The organism is Peribacillus muralis, assembly GCF_001439925.1.
Classification (GTDB): domain Bacteria; phylum Bacillota; class Bacilli; order Bacillales; family DSM-1321; genus Peribacillus; species Peribacillus muralis.
Genome location: NZ_LMBV01000009.1, coordinates 126,507 through 144,249 on the forward strand (window position 1 = coordinate 126,507; position 17,743 = coordinate 144,249).

Consider the following 17,743-nt stretch of genomic DNA (forward strand, 5'->3'; position numbering starts at 1 on the left):
TTCACTCCTTTTATGTCTTCATACTTATACGAGGTATCGCTCCAAAAAGTTCCCGGATTGTCTTGCTTTTAGATGACAGTAAAGTGGACAAGATAGTAGGAGGGAATTTTTAGATTAGGAGTGATAGGTTTGACATATAAAAGGAAGGTAAGCTTTATCTTCTTCCTGTTTTTGATGGGCATCTTTCATGGTGAATCGATGCAGGCTGCGAAAGAAGTGGGAACGGTGGGCCACGAGATTCAACGGATTTTGGCTGATTCCCCGGCATTATCAGGGGCGTTAGTGGGAATATCAATCCGTTCGGCAGAAACGGGGGAGAGAATTTATGAACGAGGTTCGCAAACGCGCCTACGTCCAGCTTCCAACCTTAAGCTATTGACGGCGGCGGCTGCGCTGGAAAGTTTGGGGGAAGACCATGTATTTGTGACGGAATTATATGTAACGGGCTTGCAAGTCGGCCATGTCCTGCAAGGAGATGTGTATCTGAAAGGGAAAGGAGATCCGACATTGCTGGAACGTGATTTCGATGAGCTGGCTGCTTCACTGAAGCAAAAAAAAGTGAAGCTCATTCACGGAAATCTAATTGGCGATGATTCCTGGTATGATGATGTTCGGTATTCGAAAGACTTGGTTTGGAGCGATGAACAAGAATATTACGGAGCGGCTGTTTCAGCTTTAACGGCATCCCCTGATGAAGATTATGATACCGGAACCATCATCGTAAAGATTACGCCAGGTAACAAAGCAGGCAGCAAGGCAGAGGTGAAAAAGATACCGGAAACGGGTCATGTGAAAATCATCAACAAAATGAAAACGGTGGAGGCAGGCGGTCACAGGAAAGTCGATATTGAACGATCTTACGGAACGGAGATCATTACGGTGACTGGAACGATTCCTGAGAATGCCGAGCAAGTCAAGGAGTGGATTTCGGTGAAGGATCCCGCTGGATATGCCTTGAGTCTATTTGAAAAATCAATGAGAAAACAAGGAATTAAAATAGTGGGAGAAAGGAAAAAAGGGGAAACACCAGTAGATGCTAATTTGATTGCCACTCATCGATCCATGCCGCTTTCACAGCTTCTCATTCCTTTCATGAAACTGAGCAATAACAGTCATGCTGAGATTTTAATAAAAGAGATGGGTAAAGAAGCTGGCGGGGAAGGAAGCTGGAAGGACGGGTTGAAGGTCGCCGGCAACGAGATGAAGAGTATGGGACTAGATATGAAAACGATCGAGATGCGTGATGGTTCAGGCATATCCCAAGTCAACATGATTCCAGCAAATGAAATAACCAAGCTTTTATATGCCATACAGGAAAAAACGTGGTTCCCCGCTTATTTGAATGCGTTGCCGGTGGCAGGAATCGAGAATCGAATGGTAGGAGGCACCTTAAGGAAGAGGATGAAGGGGACTGTTGCTGCTGGAAATGTGCGTGCGAAAACGGGAACGATTACAGGAACAAGCTCATTAGCAGGTTATGTGACGACTAAACGAGGGGAAAAAGTCATATTTTCAATCATCTTGAATAATTTTGTCGAAGAAAAAGGAATAATGGCCATCCAGGATAGAATAGCCGTTATGTTGGCTGAACAGGAACGCTTATTAGCCACCGGCCGTTAGGAGCCATTTGGATACGTAGGTTTGCAGATCACGAAAATCTGCAATCAGTACATCCGCATCATTTAATTCCTGTTCCTCGGCAAACCCGAATTGGCAGCCTACAGCAGTTAGGCTGTTTTTCTTTGCTGCTTCGATGTCGGATTTCCGATCGCCGATCATCATCGCATTTTGAATTTGATGGTCATTCAATAACATTCTTACTAAGTCTGATTTGGAGCCTTCCGCTGATCTTTGGACACTGTAGATGTCGGTAACATATTGATGCAGTCCAAAGTATGAACAGATTTCTTCCAAATACTTTTCTAGTCCGTTACTAGCGATGAAAACGGAAATCCCAAGTTCTTTGAACGTTGATAATGTCTCCAGGACGTTAGGAAAAAGCTGCCCCTTTCCTTCTTTGATTTCCTGATTCAAGCATTCTAAAAAAAGGCGGTCCGCCTGTTGGCGAATATGATCAGGATGTTCTGGCATCAGAGTCTCCCAGACGACACTCAATGGGACGCCCATTATTCTTTGGTAGGCTGCAAGCGGGGCAATCCCCCTCCAGCTTCCTTCTGCCCTAAGAATATCGAATGTTCTTTCAAGTGAAGAACCTAAAATTTCGTTTGTTTGAAATAAAGTGCCGTCCATATCAAAAATGGCGGCAAATTGGATCGTGTTCAATACATGCACCTTCTTTTCGATTTTTCTTTTTTTCCTCCAAAGGAAACACGGGAGGATGAATGGAAATATATAATATAGGAGGAATGCCCATGAAATTTCCAACACTTAACGGTCCGTATACGCTTGAAGGCCTTATAACCGAAATTCACTTACTGTCAAAAAAACGATCTCCATATTTAATCGCCATAGATGGCAGGGGCGGGTCTGGAAAAAGTACACTAGCTTCCCTTATCCATGCAGCATGTCCGGGGAGTGCCATTGTTCATATGGACGATTTCCATTTCCCATCTTCGCAACGCATTCCGCTGCCTCCATCCCAAAAACAAATCGGAGCAGATTATGATTGGAAACGGTTGTTTCTCCAAGTCCTGCAGCCGCTTTCCGAAGGGATGGAAGCAAGATATCAGCGCTATGATTGGGACAAGGATGTTCTGGCTGAATGGCATCAGGTTCCTTCTGAAGGCCTGGTCATTATTGAAGGAATGTATTCGACTCGTAAAGAATTGGCTCGACTTTATGATTTCACTATCTGGGTGGAATGTCCCCGCGATCAGCGTTTGGAACGCGGCCTCGAACGGGATGGCGAAGAGGCGCGTCAGATGTGGGAAGATAACTGGATGATTCAGGAAGATCACTATGTGGAAACACAAACACCGCAAGAAAGAGCCAATCTTGTGGTGGACGGAGCAAGCTGAATCTAACGAAAATTTGAAAGCTGGATATCTAAGTGAGACATAAAGCATGGGGAGCCCGCGATATCGTTTAATGGGATCTTAAAATCTGCGCCGTTTGGAAGAACCCGGTATACCAAGATCTTCACGATACTTTGCAATGGTGCGGCGGGATATCATCGTTCCTTCGCTTTCGAATATTTGGCATAGCAACTGATCCGAAAATGGCTTTATTTTATCCTCATCGGCAATCAAGACCTTTATTTTTTCTTTGATGGTAGTAGTTGATTCACATTCTTTGCCGTTTACACGATTTAACCCTCTCGTAAAGAAGTTCCTTAATTTAAAAAGTCCATGCGGTGTCTGGATGTATTTATTACTAGTCGCCCTGCTGATCGTTGATTCATGAAGCTGAAGTTTTTCGGAAATGTCTTTCAGTGTCATCGGTTTTAATCCAGCCATTCCCCTTAGGAAAAACTCCTGCTGAGCATCAACGATTGTCGCCGTCACTTTGTATAGAGTCATTTGCCTTTGCTCGAGCCCCTTGATCAGCAGCTGAGCATCATGTAGATGAGTCTTAACGTAATCATTAGCTGGATTTCCCGGTTTCATGTTGATGTAGTCCTTATAGTAAGGATTGATGGACAGATTTGGTATATAGCTATCGTTGACCGTTATCAAAAATCCTTCTTTTTCTTTTTCCACGAATACATCCGGGACGATGTAAGAAATCATCTCATCAGAAAATTGACTGACCGGGCGTGGGTTCAAGGTACGGATGAAGTCCGCTGCCTCCTGCACTTCCTGAATGGTCACTTTGTAAAGGTCCGCAATTTTCCGGTAGCGCTTTTCGGCTAAGTCCGTTAAGTGCTTCTCGACAATCGTATAAGCCAATTGGTTGTCGTTTTCTTGCTTGCGAATTTGTATGAGTAAGCAATCAGTCAGATTTTTAGCACCGACGCCAATGGGGTCAAGAGATTGCAATACTTGAATCATAGACTCCATTTCCTCGAGGGACACCGAAAAAAGCGAGGCTGTCCAATTTATATCAATATCAAGAAAGCCATTTTCATTTAAGCTTCCTATTAAAAATTCGACAATCTTTGTTTCACAATCTTTCCAGGTTTTGACCAAGCTCAGCTGCTCCAATAAATGGGCTTCCAATGTTTCTGTGGTGCAGGAATAATTGTTGATTGGGTTAAAATCATTGTTCTTGCCGAATTGATCGCTTTTGGGGGAACTATCTCGTATGCGATAGTCCATTTTATGTGTAGGAATGCTAGATTCAGAAATTGGGGCGAGGGGATCATTAGCCACTGCGGCCATTTCGAGAATAGGGTTTTCATTAGCCTGTTCTTTTAAGAAATCCAATAATTCATGTGTGGAATATTGCAGGATATTGATTGCCTGCTTTAATTCAGGGGTTAATGATAATTTCAAGGATTGTTTTAGATGCAATTCAAAACTTACCTGCATATCTATTAACTTCTTTCATATTAGATTAACTAAATGATACAAACAATGGAATTAGTATAGATAATAATACAAATCTTCCGAAAATTCAACATTTTATGTAAGGTTATGTAACGTCAGTTGATTTTTCACTAGGGAAGTCAACTGATTCGAATGTAGATCAATTGATTCGAAAATAAATCGTTTTGTGTTGATTTTGATTTGAATCTGAATTGTTTTAAGTTGAATACCATTTATATAAGGTTCATATACTTTGGCATGTATCTTGCAATATCTATCAATATATCAAGAGCAAATGATAAAAAAATCCAATATTAAAGAAGGGTGTTTTTTTACATGATTAAAGAGAAGAAGGGTATTCAGCAATTAATCGATTTGGATAAAAAGCATTTCATTCATCCAACTACGGCAATCGAGCAACAGCAGGCAGATGGTCCAAGTTTCATCTTTAAAGAAGGCAAGGGAATTTATCTTACGGATATTATGGGCAGGACAGTCATCGATGGCATGTCTTCACTTTGGAATGTGAACATAGGACATGGACAAGAAGAATTGGCTGATGTGGCAAGAGAACAAATGGCAAAGCTTGCTTTCACCTCTAGCTTCGCTACTTTCAGCAATGAGCCGGCCATTCGGTTGGCTGCCAAGATCGCTTCCATCGCTCCTGGTGATTTGAATGCCGTTTTCTTCACTTCAGGCGGATCGGAGTCAAATGATACGGCGTTCAAACTTGCCCGTCATTATTGGATATTGAAAGGCCAGCCTAATCGCCAAAAAATCATTTCACGTTCAAAATCGTATCATGGAGTTGCCATGGGTGCGACAAGTGCAACTGGCCTGAAACCGTTCCGTGACTTCACGAATTCCGTCGCTCCTGATTTTTGTTATGTAGACGGATCGTCTATTGAAGAGTTGCGCAAGGTCATTGAACAAGAAGGACCGGAAACGGTTGCGGCATTTATCGCGGAACCGATTCAAGGAGCAGGTGGCGTGAATCTTCCTCCAGAAGGCTACTTCAAGGAAGTAAGGGAGATTTGTGATGAATATGGCATTTTAATGGTGACGGATGAAGTCATTACAGGTTTCGGAAGAACAGGTACTTATTTCGGCATTGAACACTATGGCGTCGTGCCGGATATGATGTGTTTTGCAAAAGGTGTGACAAGTGGATATGCACAGTTAGGCGGTGTGGTCCTGAATGATAGGATGCATCAGGATTTCATTTCCCTATCAAAAGGCACGCTTTTACATGGCTACACATATAGCGGTCACCCGATGGCTTGTGCGGTTGCTTTAAAAAACATCGAAATAATTGAACGTGAAAACCTGATGGAAAACTCGAAACAGCGCGGTGAAGAGCTACTTGCCGGCTTTAAGAAACTTCAGGGCAAACACCCGATCATTGGTGATGTCAGGGCGCTTGGACTGATTGGAGGCATTTCCATCGTGAAGGACAAAAAGACAGGAGAAGGCTTTGAGACACAATTAGCTCCAAGACTTGTATCTGAAGCGGCGAAGAATGGCTTGATTTGCCGGTCGGTCACGTTTGATCAAGATACGCTCGTATTTGCCCCGCCTCTAATCATCACTAAATCTGAAATCGAAAAGATCATTGAAATACTTGATAAAATATTTACAGCTGTCGAAAAAGAAATTTTATAAGAGGTGAAAGTGATGGAAATGACGGAAATGCTGAAGAAGAAATTATTCATTAATGGTAAATGGCAAGAAGCTGAAAATTTCACGACGTTAAAATCTCCGTATAGCGGGAAGGTTCTAGCGGAAATTCCCTCGGCAACCCTAGAAGATGTGGACCTGGCGATAGAATCAGCTCATCAAGCTAGAAAAACGATGGCAGCCCTGCCTAGTCATAAACGTGCTGCCATACTTGAACAGCTTGCAAGTCTGCTCGAAAGCCGCAAGCAGGAGGCGGCTGAAATTATCGCTAAAGAGGCAGCGAAGCCGATTAAAACGGCAATGGGAGAAGTGTCCCGTACGATTGCCACATATAAATTTGCGGCGGAAGAAGCAAAGAGGATCCATGGGGAAACATTGACGATGGACGCTACAGCAGACGGGGAGGGGCGGATTGGCTATACAGTCCGTGAACCGATTGGTGTTCTTGGTGCAATCACGCCTTTTAATTTTCCGATGAACCTGGTCGCTCATAAAGTCGGCCCAGCCATTGCCGCGGGTAATACGATTGTCTTGAAACCTGCGAGCCAAACGCCGCTATCCTCGATATTCCTTGCGGAGTTGTTGTCGGAAACGGATCTGCCTGCCGGGGCTTTCAATTTAGTTACCGGAAGCGGTTCTGTAATCGGTGATAAATTAGTCACTGATTCAAGGGTGAAAAGCATATCCTTCACTGGCAGTCCTGCTGTAGGAATCGGAATCCGCAATAAAGCAGGATTGAAGAAGGTAAGTCTCGAACTCGGTTCGAATGCGGCCGTCATTGTCGATAAAGGAATCAATATCGATAAAATCATCCAGCGCTGTGTTTCGGCAGCCTTCGCTTTCCAAGGGCAAGTCTGCATTTCATTACAACGTGCATATGTTCATGAAGACGTATATGATGAGTTTGTAAAAAAATTCACAGCAGCAACAAATGCCTTGAAGCTTGGTGATTCTTTGGACCCTTCGGTGGACATCTCTGCCTTAATCAGTCCTGGTGATGTGCAGCGAAGCCTCGACTGGATCGGGGAAGCTAAACAGCATGGTGCGGTTGTGGCGGCAGGAGGTAAATCTGAGGGGAATATCCTGCATCCAACTGTGTTGCTGGAAGTGGATTCGAAGCTTAAGGTATCCTGTCAGGAAGTCTTTGCTCCGATCGTATTAATAAACAAGGTTTCGTCCGTTGAAGAAGCGATTGATTTGGTCAATGATTCCGATTTCGGCTTGCAGGCTGGGATTTACACGGATAATATCAATTTGGCCCTTTCTGCAGCAGAAAAATTGGAAGTCGGCGGTGTGATCATTAATGATATCCCCACTTACCGCGTCGACAACATGCCATATGGTGGAGTCAAAAATAGCGGAACGGGCCGCGAAGGATTAAAATATGCAATCGAGGAAATGACGGAAATGAAATTGGTCGTTATCAATCGGAATTAATTAGGAGATGGGCAAAAGCCCATCTTTTTTTTGCTGCTGCGGTATGCAGATCTGAATAGAAAATTCACGAATGAATATTAAGGGATCCCGGATGGGTATGAGAACGTGATTTATCAACCTCTTAAAATGGCATGAAACTTGCTTTTATTAATACAAGGTAAATCATTTAAACAGAGGAGGAATTTAGATGCAGGAAACTTTACAAAATAACACGAAAAAAGAAGGGACCGGAGCACTGGATTTAAAAATGTTCATTAATGGGCAATGGGTGAATTCATCTTCAGGTGAAAAAAGGGATGTGTTGAATCCGGCCACGGGAGAAGTGATTGCTACAGCTGCGGAAGGAACGAAGGAGGATGTCGATAAAGCAGTAGAGGCAGCCAAGTATGCGTTCTATGAAGGTGGATGGTGGGGAACGCCGGCAGTCGAGCGCGCCCGCATTTTATTCAAGATTGCCGACAAGATTGAAGAAAAGGCCGAAGAGCTTGCTGCGTTGGAAACGCTGGATAATGGGAAACCATTGCGCGAGTCCCGTTTTGATATCGATGATTCAGCAGCCTGTTTTAGATATTACGCAGGTTTGGCTACGAAACCGACAGGTCAGACTTACGAAGTTCCTGACGGTCAACAAGCGATGGTCGTAAGGGAACCGATCGGTGTATGCGGGCAAATCGTTCCTTGGAATTTCCCTTTAATGATGTCAGCCTGGAAGCTTGCACCGGCGCTTGCCGCAGGAAACTCCGTCGTGTTCAAACCATCGGAGATCACACCAGTGACAGCGGTCAAGCTGTTTGAAATCATGGCTGAAGTCGGTTTGCCAAAAGGTGTCGCAAACCTTGTGTTAGGAGCCGGACCTATTGTCGGGCAGGCTATTGCCGAGCATGAGGAAATCGATAAAGTAGCCTTTACAGGAGGAACAGCAACTGGACGTAAGATCATGGAAGCGTCGCTTGTCAATTTAAAGAAAGTGACATTGGAGCTTGGCGGTAAATCTCCCAATATCGTATTTGCGGACGCTGATTTTGAGACAGCCGTCGATTATGCATTGTATGGGATTTTCTGTAATCAAGGACAAGTTTGTTCAGCCGGCTCTCGTTTACTTTTGGAAGAGTCGGTTTATGATCAGTTCATAGCAAGCCTTACTGCAAAAGCAAAACGTATCAAGGTGGGAGCAGGCTCGGATGAAAAAAGCCAAATGGGACCTGTCGTTTCAGAGGCGCACATGAACAAGATATTATCTTATATTCAAATCGGAAAAGAAGAAGGAGCTAAATTAATCGTTGGCGGAAAACGAATTAAAGGAGAAGGGTTGGAAAACGGGTACTTTGTCGAGCCAACGATCTTTGTCAATACGACACCTCATATGCGAATCGTACAGGAAGAAATCTTTGGGCCGGTGCTTGTCGTTCAAACGTTCAAGGATGAAGCGGAGGCTCTCCATCTCGCCAATGATACGAAATATGGTTTAGCCGGGGCGGTATTCACCAATGATATCGCCAAAGCACACCGCGTCATCAAAAAGGTCCGTGCGGGCATCACGTGGATTAACTCTTATCATCCGACTTATAACGAAGCTCCGTGGGGCGGATTCAAGCAAAGCGGAAATGGACGCGAACTAGGAACCTTCGGATATGAAGCATACACAGAATTGAAGCAAATCAATAATAACCTGGATATTCAACCAACAGGCTGGTTTGATGAAGAGTAAAGGATAGTTTTAGCAAAAAAGGCCGTTCCTTGTGGAATGGCCTTTTTTTGCGTGTAGATAATATACCTCAAGTATCGTCGATAAATCCGGGGAAAACGTAGATATAATTCCAGAATCGTCGATAAAACCGTAAAAATCGTAGATAAATGTCCAGAAACGTCGATAAAACTGGAAAAATCGTAGGTAAATGTCCAGAATCATCGATAAATCCGTAAAAACCGTAGATAAATGTCCAGAATCGTCGATAAATCCGTAAAAACCGTAGATAAATGTCTAGAATCGTCGATAAATCCAGAAAAACCGCAGATAAATGTCCAGAATCGTCGATAAATCCGGAAAAATCGCAGATAAATGTCCAGAATCGTCGATAAAGCAGGGAGAATCGCCGATAAATGACCAGAATCGTCGATAAATCGGGAAGAACTGCAGATAAATGACCAGAATCGTCGATAAAACCGGAAAAACCGCAGTTAAATGTCCAGAATCGTCGATAAATCGGGAAAAATCTCATACATATCGCAGATTTGAAGTTTATTTAAACCTCAATGCGGAGCTTTTTCAAGGTCGACTCGTCCTGAAAAGAAAACGGCGCCGTTACCCATGTCTGAAAGGCGGTCTGGTGTAAGGGCATTGATGTGCTGCTTTGTTTCGGGCGTCTTTTGCCATAAGCCTTGGCTGACGAGAACGCCGGGCAATACATTTTCGCCTGGTGTTGCCTTAAGCAAGCATTCCCCGCGGTCGTTCCAGATTCTGACCATATCACCGGAAGCGATTCCTAATTTTTTGGCATCAGCCGCATTCATATGCAGTTTCGGTTCCTTTTCCAATGAGATATGCTTGGCATTATTGGAAAAGGTTGAATTCAAGAAGTTGTGGTTAGGTGCCGGTATGAATAAAAAGGGCAGATCGCTGTCTTTTATGATTGGTGTATATGTTGGCAGAGGTTCGTGTCCCTGCTGCTTCATCCGTTCAGAGTATAGCTCGATTTTACCGCTCGGAGTTTGCAGCTTGCCCGGGAACAGCGGCTGCATTTTGGCTTTGATAAATTGATTTTTAGATAGAGATTCATACGTGATGCCTTCTAAATGTGGATTGTCAGGGAAATCTAGCGCTTGACGTATCATATCTTCCTCTGAATCTTTAAATGCTTGTTCCTCAAAGCCCATTGCAGCAGCTAATAGTTTGAACACTTCTACATTCGATTTCGAATCTCCATATTTTTCGATAACAGGTTTTTGTATTTGGATGTAATTATGCCAGTAAGAATTATAAAAATCCTCCGTTTCATATGATGAAGTGGCGGGAAGGACGATGTCAGCATACATGGCCGTTTCGGTTAAGAATAAATCATGAACGACTGTGAATAAATCCTCACGCATTAGTCCTTCCTGTACCTTATTTGCATTAGGGGCGACTAGCGCCGGGTTGGAGCCGTATACCAACATGGAACGAATCGGGTTTTCTTTTGCCATAAGAGCTTGGCCGATTTGGTTCATGTTGATCGTCCGGGTTGCTTTATCATCTAATAAGTCAGGTCGTCTCAAGGCATTTGTATTAAATGCAAGATATCCTGAATTACCTTTGAGAGCTCCGCCTCCTTTTGTCATCCATTGGCCGGTAAGTGCAGGAAGGCAGGCGATTGAACGTACTGCCATGCCGCCATTGTCATGGTGCTGCAGGCCATTGCCGATTCGAACGAAGGACGGGGTGGTCGTTCCATACATCCTCGCTAATTCATATAAGTCCTCGATGGGTACACCTGTGATTCCTGATACGGTCGCCGGGTCGTATTGGCGGACATGCTCGCGCAATCGTTCGGAACCCACTGTATATGCATCGAGAAATGGTTGGTCGACTAAATTCTCTCCATAGAGGATGTGCATTAAACCGAGGGCAAGGGCGCTGTCGGTACCAGGGAGGATAGGGATAAACCAGTCAGCCCACTTACCTGTTTGGTTTTTATGTACATCAATGACGACTATTTTGGCACCGTTTTTTCGAGCTTGCTGGGCAAGCGTGACTTGATGCATATTGGTGCTCACCGCGTTTATGCCCCACATGATGAAAAGCTTTGTATGAATCGTTTCTTCAGGGTCGATGCCGAAAGACCCGCCCATTGTATAGCTGTATCCAACGGAGCCGGCCGCGTTACATATGGACCGTTCAAGCATGCTTGAGCCGAGCTTGTGAAAAAAACGGCGATCCATCCCCTCGGCGCTGAGGTTCCCCATATTTCCGTAAAAGCTGTAAGGGAGGATGCTTTCAGGACCGTGGTTTTTAATTAAATCCTTCCATTTCGAAGTGATGGTGTCTATGGCTTCTTCCCAACTGATTGGGGTGAAGGCACCTTCCCCTTTTGGACCGATGCGCTTTAACGGCTGCTTAAGGCGTTTTGGATCGTATAGACGGTCTGTCATATTCCTTACTTTGTTGCAAATACTCCCTTTTGTGACTGGATGGTCCGGGTCTCCTTGAACCTTAATGATTTTTCCGTCTTTCTTGTGCAGTAATAAACCGCATTGATCAGGACAATCAAGGGAGCAAACAGAGGGAAAGACTCCATCAGGCTGATTGATATAGGATTGCATGGTCGAATTCCTCCTAATAATCTAATCTTGTAAAATGACTCATAATTTGTGGCAGTTACAATTAAACTAGAACATGCAAGAGGCCGTCAGCTGTGTTCGTTGCTTTAATTCTAGTACCAGCAGTCATAATTGTAAATATTGGCTTGGGGTTCTGTCTGCATTTTACGTGTCCTATGGGCCGATTAGGTCATAGCGGTATGCAGTTCATCCGAACTTCATCCCAGTTGCATTAGCGTTTTTAATATCAGAAAAAGTCTTTTAAATGCAGACAAAATATATGGTACAATATCGATGCAGTCCTTATGTTTAATGCATGAGGGCTTTTTTTGAGCGATTTGGGAATGATAAATGAAAAACCATACAAAGGAATAGATATGAACCACTCTCATAAAATTGCAGGTAAAGTAGCCGTTATATATATAATCATTGGGGTCTTATGGATTTTTGTCACAGACTACATCTCGATGACACAGGCAAAGTCGGATGTTCAAATATATGCAATGTTTCAACAGTCTAAAGGCTGGGCATTCATTTTCATAACCGGGATATTCTTATACTTTTTAATTCAATATTGGACGGGGAAAATGTTAAGGTCACAACAGGATTTCAATTTAAAGGATGAACAATATCAGTCACTGTTCAAGCATAATCCGGATTGTGTCATTGAATTGAATCTTGAAGGAAATTTCGTTTCCATTAACCCAGAAGCGGAAAACCTGTTAGGTCACCAAAGTGACAGCTTGATGGGGAAGAATTTCTATCACCTCATTAACTGGAATGAAGGGAAAAAAATTTCTGATTTCTTTACACAGTCCCTTCAAGGCGAAGCTGTTAAATTCGAAACGACCTTCCAAAATGCAAGAGATGAAAAGCGGATCGTCCGTGTAACCTTTTTACCGATCATCGTTCAATCGGAAATGCTCGGTGTATATGCAATCGTTAGGGATATTACCGAATTGCGGCGAGAAGAGGAATTGGTGGTGTTGTCTGAAAAGCTATCGGTAATCGGACATCTGGCTGCTTCCGTTGCCCATGAGATAAGGAATCCGCTGACATCGTTAAAAGGGTTCGTGCAGCTAATGGATATGACGAAGGAAGTCAATCCGCTGCATACTGATATTATGTTGAAGGAAATTGACCGGATCAATATTATCTCAAGTGAATTGCTGGTTCTTGGAAAGAAACAGGATATCGCTTTCCGAAGGATTGATCTTGCCGACAATATACAGCAAGTATTTACGTTGATGAAAGCAGAAACGAATTTGTATAATATCGAGATGGGGTTTAAGGTTAAAACCGCCGAGCCGATTCAAATCATGGCTGATTCGGTTGAACTTAAACAGTTGATGATCAATATAGTGAAAAACAGCATTGAAGCGATAAAGAATAATGGGGAAATCGATATATATCTGCAGATAATTGGAAATCAGGCAGTAGTCAGCGTGAGAGATAATGGCGTGGGCATGATGCCTGAGCGCTTGGAACGGATTGGAGAACCTTTTTATTCCACGAAAGAGAAAGGGACAGGAATCGGTCTGGCCATTTGCCGCAAGATCGTACACCGGCTTGAAGGGGAGCTGCATTTTGAAAGTGAGGTCAACGAAGGGACAACCGTTACAATTCGGATTCCGTTGGCTACTGGACATGAATAAATGGTACTATGGAAGATAGGAAAAGTTTTTTTATTAAAGGAGAACGATATGAGCGAATTACCTGAATTATTGAATGATAGAAAACCATATATCCAAGAGGTCTGGAAAAAGTCTGGATTCGGGCAGCTTACACCGATCCAAACGAAGGCGATTCCCGTAATCGCTGAAGGAAAAGACATCATGGCTGAATCACCGACTGGAACAGGAAAAACATTGGCTTATTTATTGCCATTGCTAGAAAAAATAGATCCTGAAAAAAAATCCCCCCAAGCTTTGATTTTGGCATCGTCCCGTGAACTTGTCATGCAAATCAATGAAGAAGTTCGGATTTGGTCAGAAGGAAGCGGCATTAGCGGGGCAGCTTTCATTGGCGGTGCTAACGTTAAAAGGCAGTTGGACAAACTGAAGAAGCATCCACAGGTGATTGCTGGGACGCCAGGGCGAATTTATGAATTAATTGCCCAAAAGAAATTGAAGATGCATGAGGTTAAGACCATTGTACTTGATGAAGGGGATCAATTGATTATCGCTGAGCACATGAGTACGATCAATAATATCATTAAGGCGACGCTTAAAGATCGGCAAATCTTGGTGTTTTCAGCAACCTTGCCAGCGGAAACGGAAAAAGCGGCTCGTGGATTCATGAATGAACCTGAACTGATCAAAGTCGATAAGCATGAAAAAATGGAATCGAAAGTGGACCACCTTTACTTTGTTGTAGAGAGAAGGGAGAAATCCAAGATTCTTGAAAAAATCACAAGAATTAAAGATGTAAAGGCCCTAGCCTTCCTTAACGATATAGCTGAGCTGAGCGTTTTACATGAAAAGCTAAGTTATAAAGGTGTCGAGATGGGTGTACTTCATGGCGAATCCAATAAAGTTGATCGGGAAAAAGCGTTGCGTAAGCTTCGTTCCGGCAAATCACCGATGCTGATTGCAACGGATGTAGCGGCAAGGGGGCTTGACATTAAAGGTCTTACCGCGGTTGTCCATATCGATATGGCCGATAATATTGATCAATATATCCACCGTTCCGGGAGAACCGGACGTGCGGGCGCTGATGGCACCGTTATTTCAATCGTGACGGAAAGGGAGGAGCGCGAGTTGAAAAAAATGGCTCGTGAACTGGATATTTCCCTAACGAGGGTAACCTTCTATGGTGGAAACATCGTGGACGACGAATAATTTCTTTAAAAGAGCGACCGCCGCTATGGCCGTCGCTTTTTTTATGCATACAAGCAGATGCCAAGTGCTGCAAAATCCCTCAGAAAAGCCTTCATCGTTTTAGCCAGGATCAATACTTTCGTTTGTTTCCTTTTTTTACATATTCCCAATCGACCTCAATATTCATTCTGACCTTTTGAAGCAAACGAAACATTGTATCGGTTTCTTCTGAGGACAAACCAGCTAATGCGACTTTGTCGGTATATTCTCCTTCTTTCTTTAAAAATGGATAAATCCTTTCGCCATTACTAGTAGGATATAATTTTTTGATTTTTTTGTTGCTGGCGTCATTTTTCTTTTCAATGAATCCCTGCTTCTCAAGTTTTTTAATGGCACGAGCTGCTGTCGTACGGTCAACCTTTATCATTTCTGCTACTTTTTCTTGGATGATCCCGGGATTTTCACATATTCGAACAAGATACAAATATTGACCTTTTGTAAGGTCGAAATCTTTGAATTCTATGTTACTTATCGAGTCCAATGCCCTTGCAATCATTCCGATTTCTCGAAGTATTTCCTTCATTCAAAAACCCCTGCCTTTATCATTTTTGTTGTATTTACAACAAAAATAATTTCATTTATACTAATATAAGGTCATGAATATATTATGACTTGTCTAAAGGAATAAATCTAGAAAGGCGATGAAGTTCAGTGGATTCAAAAAAAATAACGATGGCTGACGAATTGAAGTTGGCTTTTGCGATCAGAAAAGAAGTATTTATTGAGGAACAAGGTTTCCGATTAGAAGATGAATTTGACGAATTCGATACACTTGATGGTCAAGCTGAACATATTTTAGTCTATTATAATGATCAACCTGTCGGAACTGGAAGGCTAAGGATCGTCGATGATTTTGGAAAATTGGAAAGGATTTGCATCCTGGAGTCTTACCGGAAGTTCGGTCTTGGAAAAACGATCATAAAAACGTTGGAAGAAATCGCAAGGGAAAAGTCAATATCGAAGGTTAAATTACATGGGCAGACCCAAGCGGAGGGTTTTTATCAAAAACTTGGCTACCGGACTTCATCAGATGTCTTTATGGAAGATGGCGGTCCCCATATTCTCATGATAAAAGAATTGAACAAGAATTAAGGCTGTTGAACGTGGGTAGAACGAAATTCATCCCCTATGTGACGGGAATCATGATTTTAACACTAGGTTGTTCCTTAACGATACAATCGAACCTCGGAACATCACCATTCGATGCCCTTTTGGTCGGGCTATCCCTTCAAGTGGGGCTTACGATTGGAAGCTGGGAATTCATCATAGCGGCGATCATGATTTTCTTCAATGCATTGCTAAAAAGGAAAAGGCCGGAAATTTTAGGGTTATTGACAGCTTTTATAACAGGTCTTGGGATTGATCTATGGCTTTTATTATTGCAAACCTTGATACAGCCAGAACATATACTCACTAAACTCCTTTGTGTAATGGCTGGGTTAACAGTCATTGGTCTAGGAACGGCTATCTACTTACATGCAAACTTTGCCCCGATTCCTGTAGATCGGTTGATGCTAATACTTCAGGAATTAACTGGAATGAATATACTATTCTCAAAAACATTAATTTATCTCTTCTTCTTGGGAATGGCATTCGCTTTCAACGGCCCAATTGGTATTGGAACGCTTTTGACCGTTTGTTTAGGAGGTCCGATTCTTAACTACTTCTCTCCTCTGGTCGGTAATGGGTTAAGTATCCTTAGCGCATCTGCATATAAGAATAAAGGAAAAAACCATTCGATTTAGGATGGTTTTTCCTTTATGTCTCATCAATAAGATGTAACTGAAAACGCTTCCATTATTATAATCCCTGACATAAAATAGAAACAGAAATAAGCTAGGAGGAGACAAGATGGCAGATAAGCATAAACAATTCGAAACGGCAGTCATTCATGAAGGATATGACTCCAAGAAGCATTTAGGGAGCTTGGCTACACCTTTATTCCAAACCTCCACTTTCACTTTCGAAACGGCAGAGCAAGGAGAACGGCGATTTGCGGGATTGGAAGATGGATTTATTTATTCTCGCCTTGGAAATCCAACGGTACAGGTGCTGGAAGAAAAGATCGCCGCCTTGGAGGGTGGGGAGGCGGGGCTTGCATTCGGTTCGGGGATGGCTGCAGTCTCGGCCGTGCTTTTCGCATTGACCAAAACGGATGACCACATCCTTTGTTCACAAGGATTATATGGTTGCACGTTCGGCCTTCTGCAGTTAATGAAAGATAAATATCGCATCGCTCATGATTTTTGTGAAATGGATGCAGAGGAGCATGTAAGGCAAATGATCCGGCCGGAAACGACCTGCATTTATGTGGAAACCCCGATAAATCCGACGATGAAAATAATAGACTTACAGATGGTGGTGAGAGTTGCGAAGGAATTTAATGTCACGGTCGTAGTGGATAATACCTTTTCGACCCCATACTTACAGAGACCGCTTGAATATGGATGTGACATCGTTCTTCACAGCGCCACCAAATATCTTTGCGGACATGGGGACGTCGTTGCCGGGCTTGTCGTAGGCAGCAAAGACTTTATGAATCATGTAGCGGGAACGACACAAAAAGATATAGGTGGAATCATCTCGCCATTCGATGCTTGGTTACTATTACGGGGATTAAAGACGTTGCCTGTGAGGATGGATCGGCACTCGGCTAATGCAATGGAAATCTTTCGAGAGCTGAAGAAGCATCCTAAGGTGAAAAAGGTCTACTATCCAGGGGATGAAGCACATGAGGATCATTATATTATGGAAAAACAGATGAAACATGGCGGCGGTATTATTTCGTTTGAATTATACGGTACGAAAGGGGAGGCCCAGGAATTTCTCAATAAATTGCAATTAATCAAGATTGCCGTCAGCCTAGGGGATGCCGAAACGTTAATTCAGCATCCCGCTACGATGACGCACTCGGCCGTTCCTGAAGAATCGCGCAGGCAAATGGGCATTAGCGATCAGCTCATCCGTCTATCGGTTGGCCTCGAGGCTTGGCAAGACATTTGGGATGATCTGCAGCAAGCCCTTTAAGGC

14 protein-coding genes are annotated in these 17,743 nt (G+C 43.2%); 10 read left to right on the forward strand and 4 right to left on the reverse strand.

Translation table 11 applies throughout. The annotated features are described in order from the left end of the window. Positions 1-174 precede the first annotated feature (174 nt). Positions 175-1,620, forward strand: a complete 1,446-nt coding sequence (gene dacB / locus ASU00_RS13495) for a D-alanyl-D-alanine carboxypeptidase/D-alanyl-D-alanine endopeptidase (RefSeq protein WP_057914025.1) — start codon at positions 175-177, stop codon at positions 1,618-1,620. On the opposite strand, the gene ASU00_RS13500 is transcribed toward dacB, so the two are convergent. After that, complete coding sequence (locus tag ASU00_RS13500) at positions 1,603-2,283, reverse strand: HAD hydrolase-like protein (RefSeq protein ID WP_236712727.1); 681 nt, start codon at positions 2,281-2,283, stop codon at positions 1,603-1,605. The genes dacB and ASU00_RS13500 overlap by 18 nt on opposite strands. 89 nt (positions 2,284-2,372) lie before the next feature. Between ASU00_RS13500 and ASU00_RS13505 the strand changes: the two genes are divergently transcribed. Then, a complete protein-coding gene (locus tag ASU00_RS13505; RefSeq protein ID WP_082630313.1) occupies positions 2,373-2,978 on the forward strand; it encodes a uridine kinase family protein in 606 nt (201 codons plus the stop codon). Positions 2,979-3,056: 78 nt separating this feature from the next. Here the strand turns inward: ASU00_RS13505 and rpoN are convergent, their stop codons facing one another. After that, positions 3,057-4,430, reverse strand: a complete 1,374-nt coding sequence (gene rpoN, locus ASU00_RS13510) for an RNA polymerase factor sigma-54 (protein WP_057913996.1) — start codon at positions 4,428-4,430, stop codon at positions 3,057-3,059. 333 nt (positions 4,431-4,763) lie between these two features. On the opposite strand from rpoN, the gene ASU00_RS13515 reads away from it, so the two are divergent. From ASU00_RS13515 to ASU00_RS13525, 3 genes are all read left to right on the forward strand, one after another. Next, positions 4,764-6,089 (forward strand): aminotransferase family protein, encoded by a 1,326-nt coding sequence (locus tag ASU00_RS13515; RefSeq protein WP_057913997.1) that lies wholly within the window; start codon positions 4,764-4,766, stop codon positions 6,087-6,089. Between the two features lie 12 nt (positions 6,090-6,101). Next, positions 6,102-7,541, forward strand: a complete 1,440-nt coding sequence (locus ASU00_RS13520; protein ID WP_330219539.1) for an aldehyde dehydrogenase family protein — start codon at positions 6,102-6,104, stop codon at positions 7,539-7,541. Between the two features lie 187 nt (positions 7,542-7,728). Continuing rightward, positions 7,729-9,249, forward strand: a complete 1,521-nt coding sequence (locus ASU00_RS13525; protein WP_057913998.1) for an aldehyde dehydrogenase family protein — start codon at positions 7,729-7,731, stop codon at positions 9,247-9,249. Positions 9,250-9,791: 542 nt separating this feature from the next. On the opposite strand, the gene ASU00_RS13530 is transcribed toward ASU00_RS13525, so the two are convergent. Then, positions 9,792-11,837, reverse strand: a complete 2,046-nt coding sequence (locus ASU00_RS13530; protein ID WP_057913999.1) for a molybdopterin-containing oxidoreductase family protein — start codon at positions 11,835-11,837, stop codon at positions 9,792-9,794. A 326-nt stretch (positions 11,838-12,163) separates the two neighbouring features. Between ASU00_RS13530 and ASU00_RS13535 the strand changes: the two genes are divergently transcribed. After that, a complete protein-coding gene (locus ASU00_RS13535; RefSeq protein ID WP_057914000.1) occupies positions 12,164-13,489 on the forward strand; it encodes an ATP-binding protein in 1,326 nt (441 codons plus the stop codon). Positions 13,490-13,537: 48 nt separating this feature from the next. Then, positions 13,538-14,674 (forward strand): DEAD/DEAH box helicase, encoded by a 1,137-nt coding sequence (locus ASU00_RS13540; protein WP_057914001.1) that lies wholly within the window; start codon positions 13,538-13,540, stop codon positions 14,672-14,674. Between the two features lie 109 nt (positions 14,675-14,783). Here the strand turns inward: ASU00_RS13540 and ASU00_RS13545 are convergent, their stop codons facing one another. Continuing rightward, a complete protein-coding gene (locus tag ASU00_RS13545) occupies positions 14,784-15,236 on the reverse strand; it encodes a MarR family winged helix-turn-helix transcriptional regulator (RefSeq protein ID WP_057914002.1) in 453 nt (150 codons plus the stop codon). Positions 15,237-15,364: 128 nt separating this feature from the next. Here ASU00_RS13545 and ASU00_RS13550 point away from each other — a divergent pair, with 128 nt between their 5' ends. The 3 genes from ASU00_RS13550 to megL all read left to right on the forward strand — a co-directional run bounded on the left by ASU00_RS13550 (position 15,365) and on the right by megL (position 17,740). Beyond that, positions 15,365-15,805 (forward strand): GNAT family N-acetyltransferase, encoded by a 441-nt coding sequence (locus tag ASU00_RS13550; RefSeq protein WP_057914003.1) that lies wholly within the window; start codon positions 15,365-15,367, stop codon positions 15,803-15,805. Between the two features lie 50 nt (positions 15,806-15,855). Continuing rightward, positions 15,856-16,458: a YczE/YyaS/YitT family protein gene (locus ASU00_RS13555; protein ID WP_057914029.1), complete on the forward strand. Its 603-nt coding sequence runs from the start codon at positions 15,856-15,858 to the stop codon at positions 16,456-16,458. A gap of 106 nt (positions 16,459-16,564) precedes the next feature. Beyond that, positions 16,565-17,740: a methionine gamma-lyase gene (megL, locus tag ASU00_RS13560; RefSeq protein ID WP_057914004.1), complete on the forward strand. Its 1,176-nt coding sequence runs from the start codon at positions 16,565-16,567 to the stop codon at positions 17,738-17,740. Positions 17,741-17,743: the final 3 nt, after the last annotated feature.

Bases quoted from the DNA above. Each gene is read 5' to 3' on its own strand.
- ASU00_RS13555 (WP_057914029.1), top strand. From the start codon at position 15,856: ATGATTTTAACACTAGGTTGTTCCTTAACGATACAATCGAACCTCGGA.
- ASU00_RS13505 (WP_082630313.1), top strand. From the start codon at position 2,373: ATGAAATTTCCAACACTTAACGGTCCGTATACGCTTGAAGGCCTTATA.
- dacB (WP_057914025.1), top strand. From the start codon at position 175: ATGGGCATCTTTCATGGTGAATCGATGCAGGCTGCGAAAGAAGTGGGA.
- ASU00_RS13540 (WP_057914001.1), top strand. From the start codon at position 13,538: ATGAGCGAATTACCTGAATTATTGAATGATAGAAAACCATATATCCAA.
- ASU00_RS13530 (WP_057913999.1), bottom strand. From the start codon at position 11,837: ATGCAATCCTATATCAATCAGCCTGATGGAGTCTTTCCCTCTGTTTGC.
- ASU00_RS13515 (WP_057913997.1), top strand. From the start codon at position 4,764: ATGATTAAAGAGAAGAAGGGTATTCAGCAATTAATCGATTTGGATAAA.
- rpoN (WP_057913996.1), bottom strand. From the start codon at position 4,430: ATGCAGGTAAGTTTTGAATTGCATCTAAAACAATCCTTGAAATTATCA.
- megL (WP_057914004.1), top strand. From the start codon at position 16,565: ATGGCAGATAAGCATAAACAATTCGAAACGGCAGTCATTCATGAAGGA.
- ASU00_RS13525 (WP_057913998.1), top strand. From the start codon at position 7,729: ATGCAGGAAACTTTACAAAATAACACGAAAAAAGAAGGGACCGGAGCA.
- ASU00_RS13520 (WP_330219539.1), top strand. From the start codon at position 6,102: ATGGAAATGACGGAAATGCTGAAGAAGAAATTATTCATTAATGGTAAA.
- ASU00_RS13545 (WP_057914002.1), bottom strand. From the start codon at position 15,236: ATGAAGGAAATACTTCGAGAAATCGGAATGATTGCAAGGGCATTGGAC.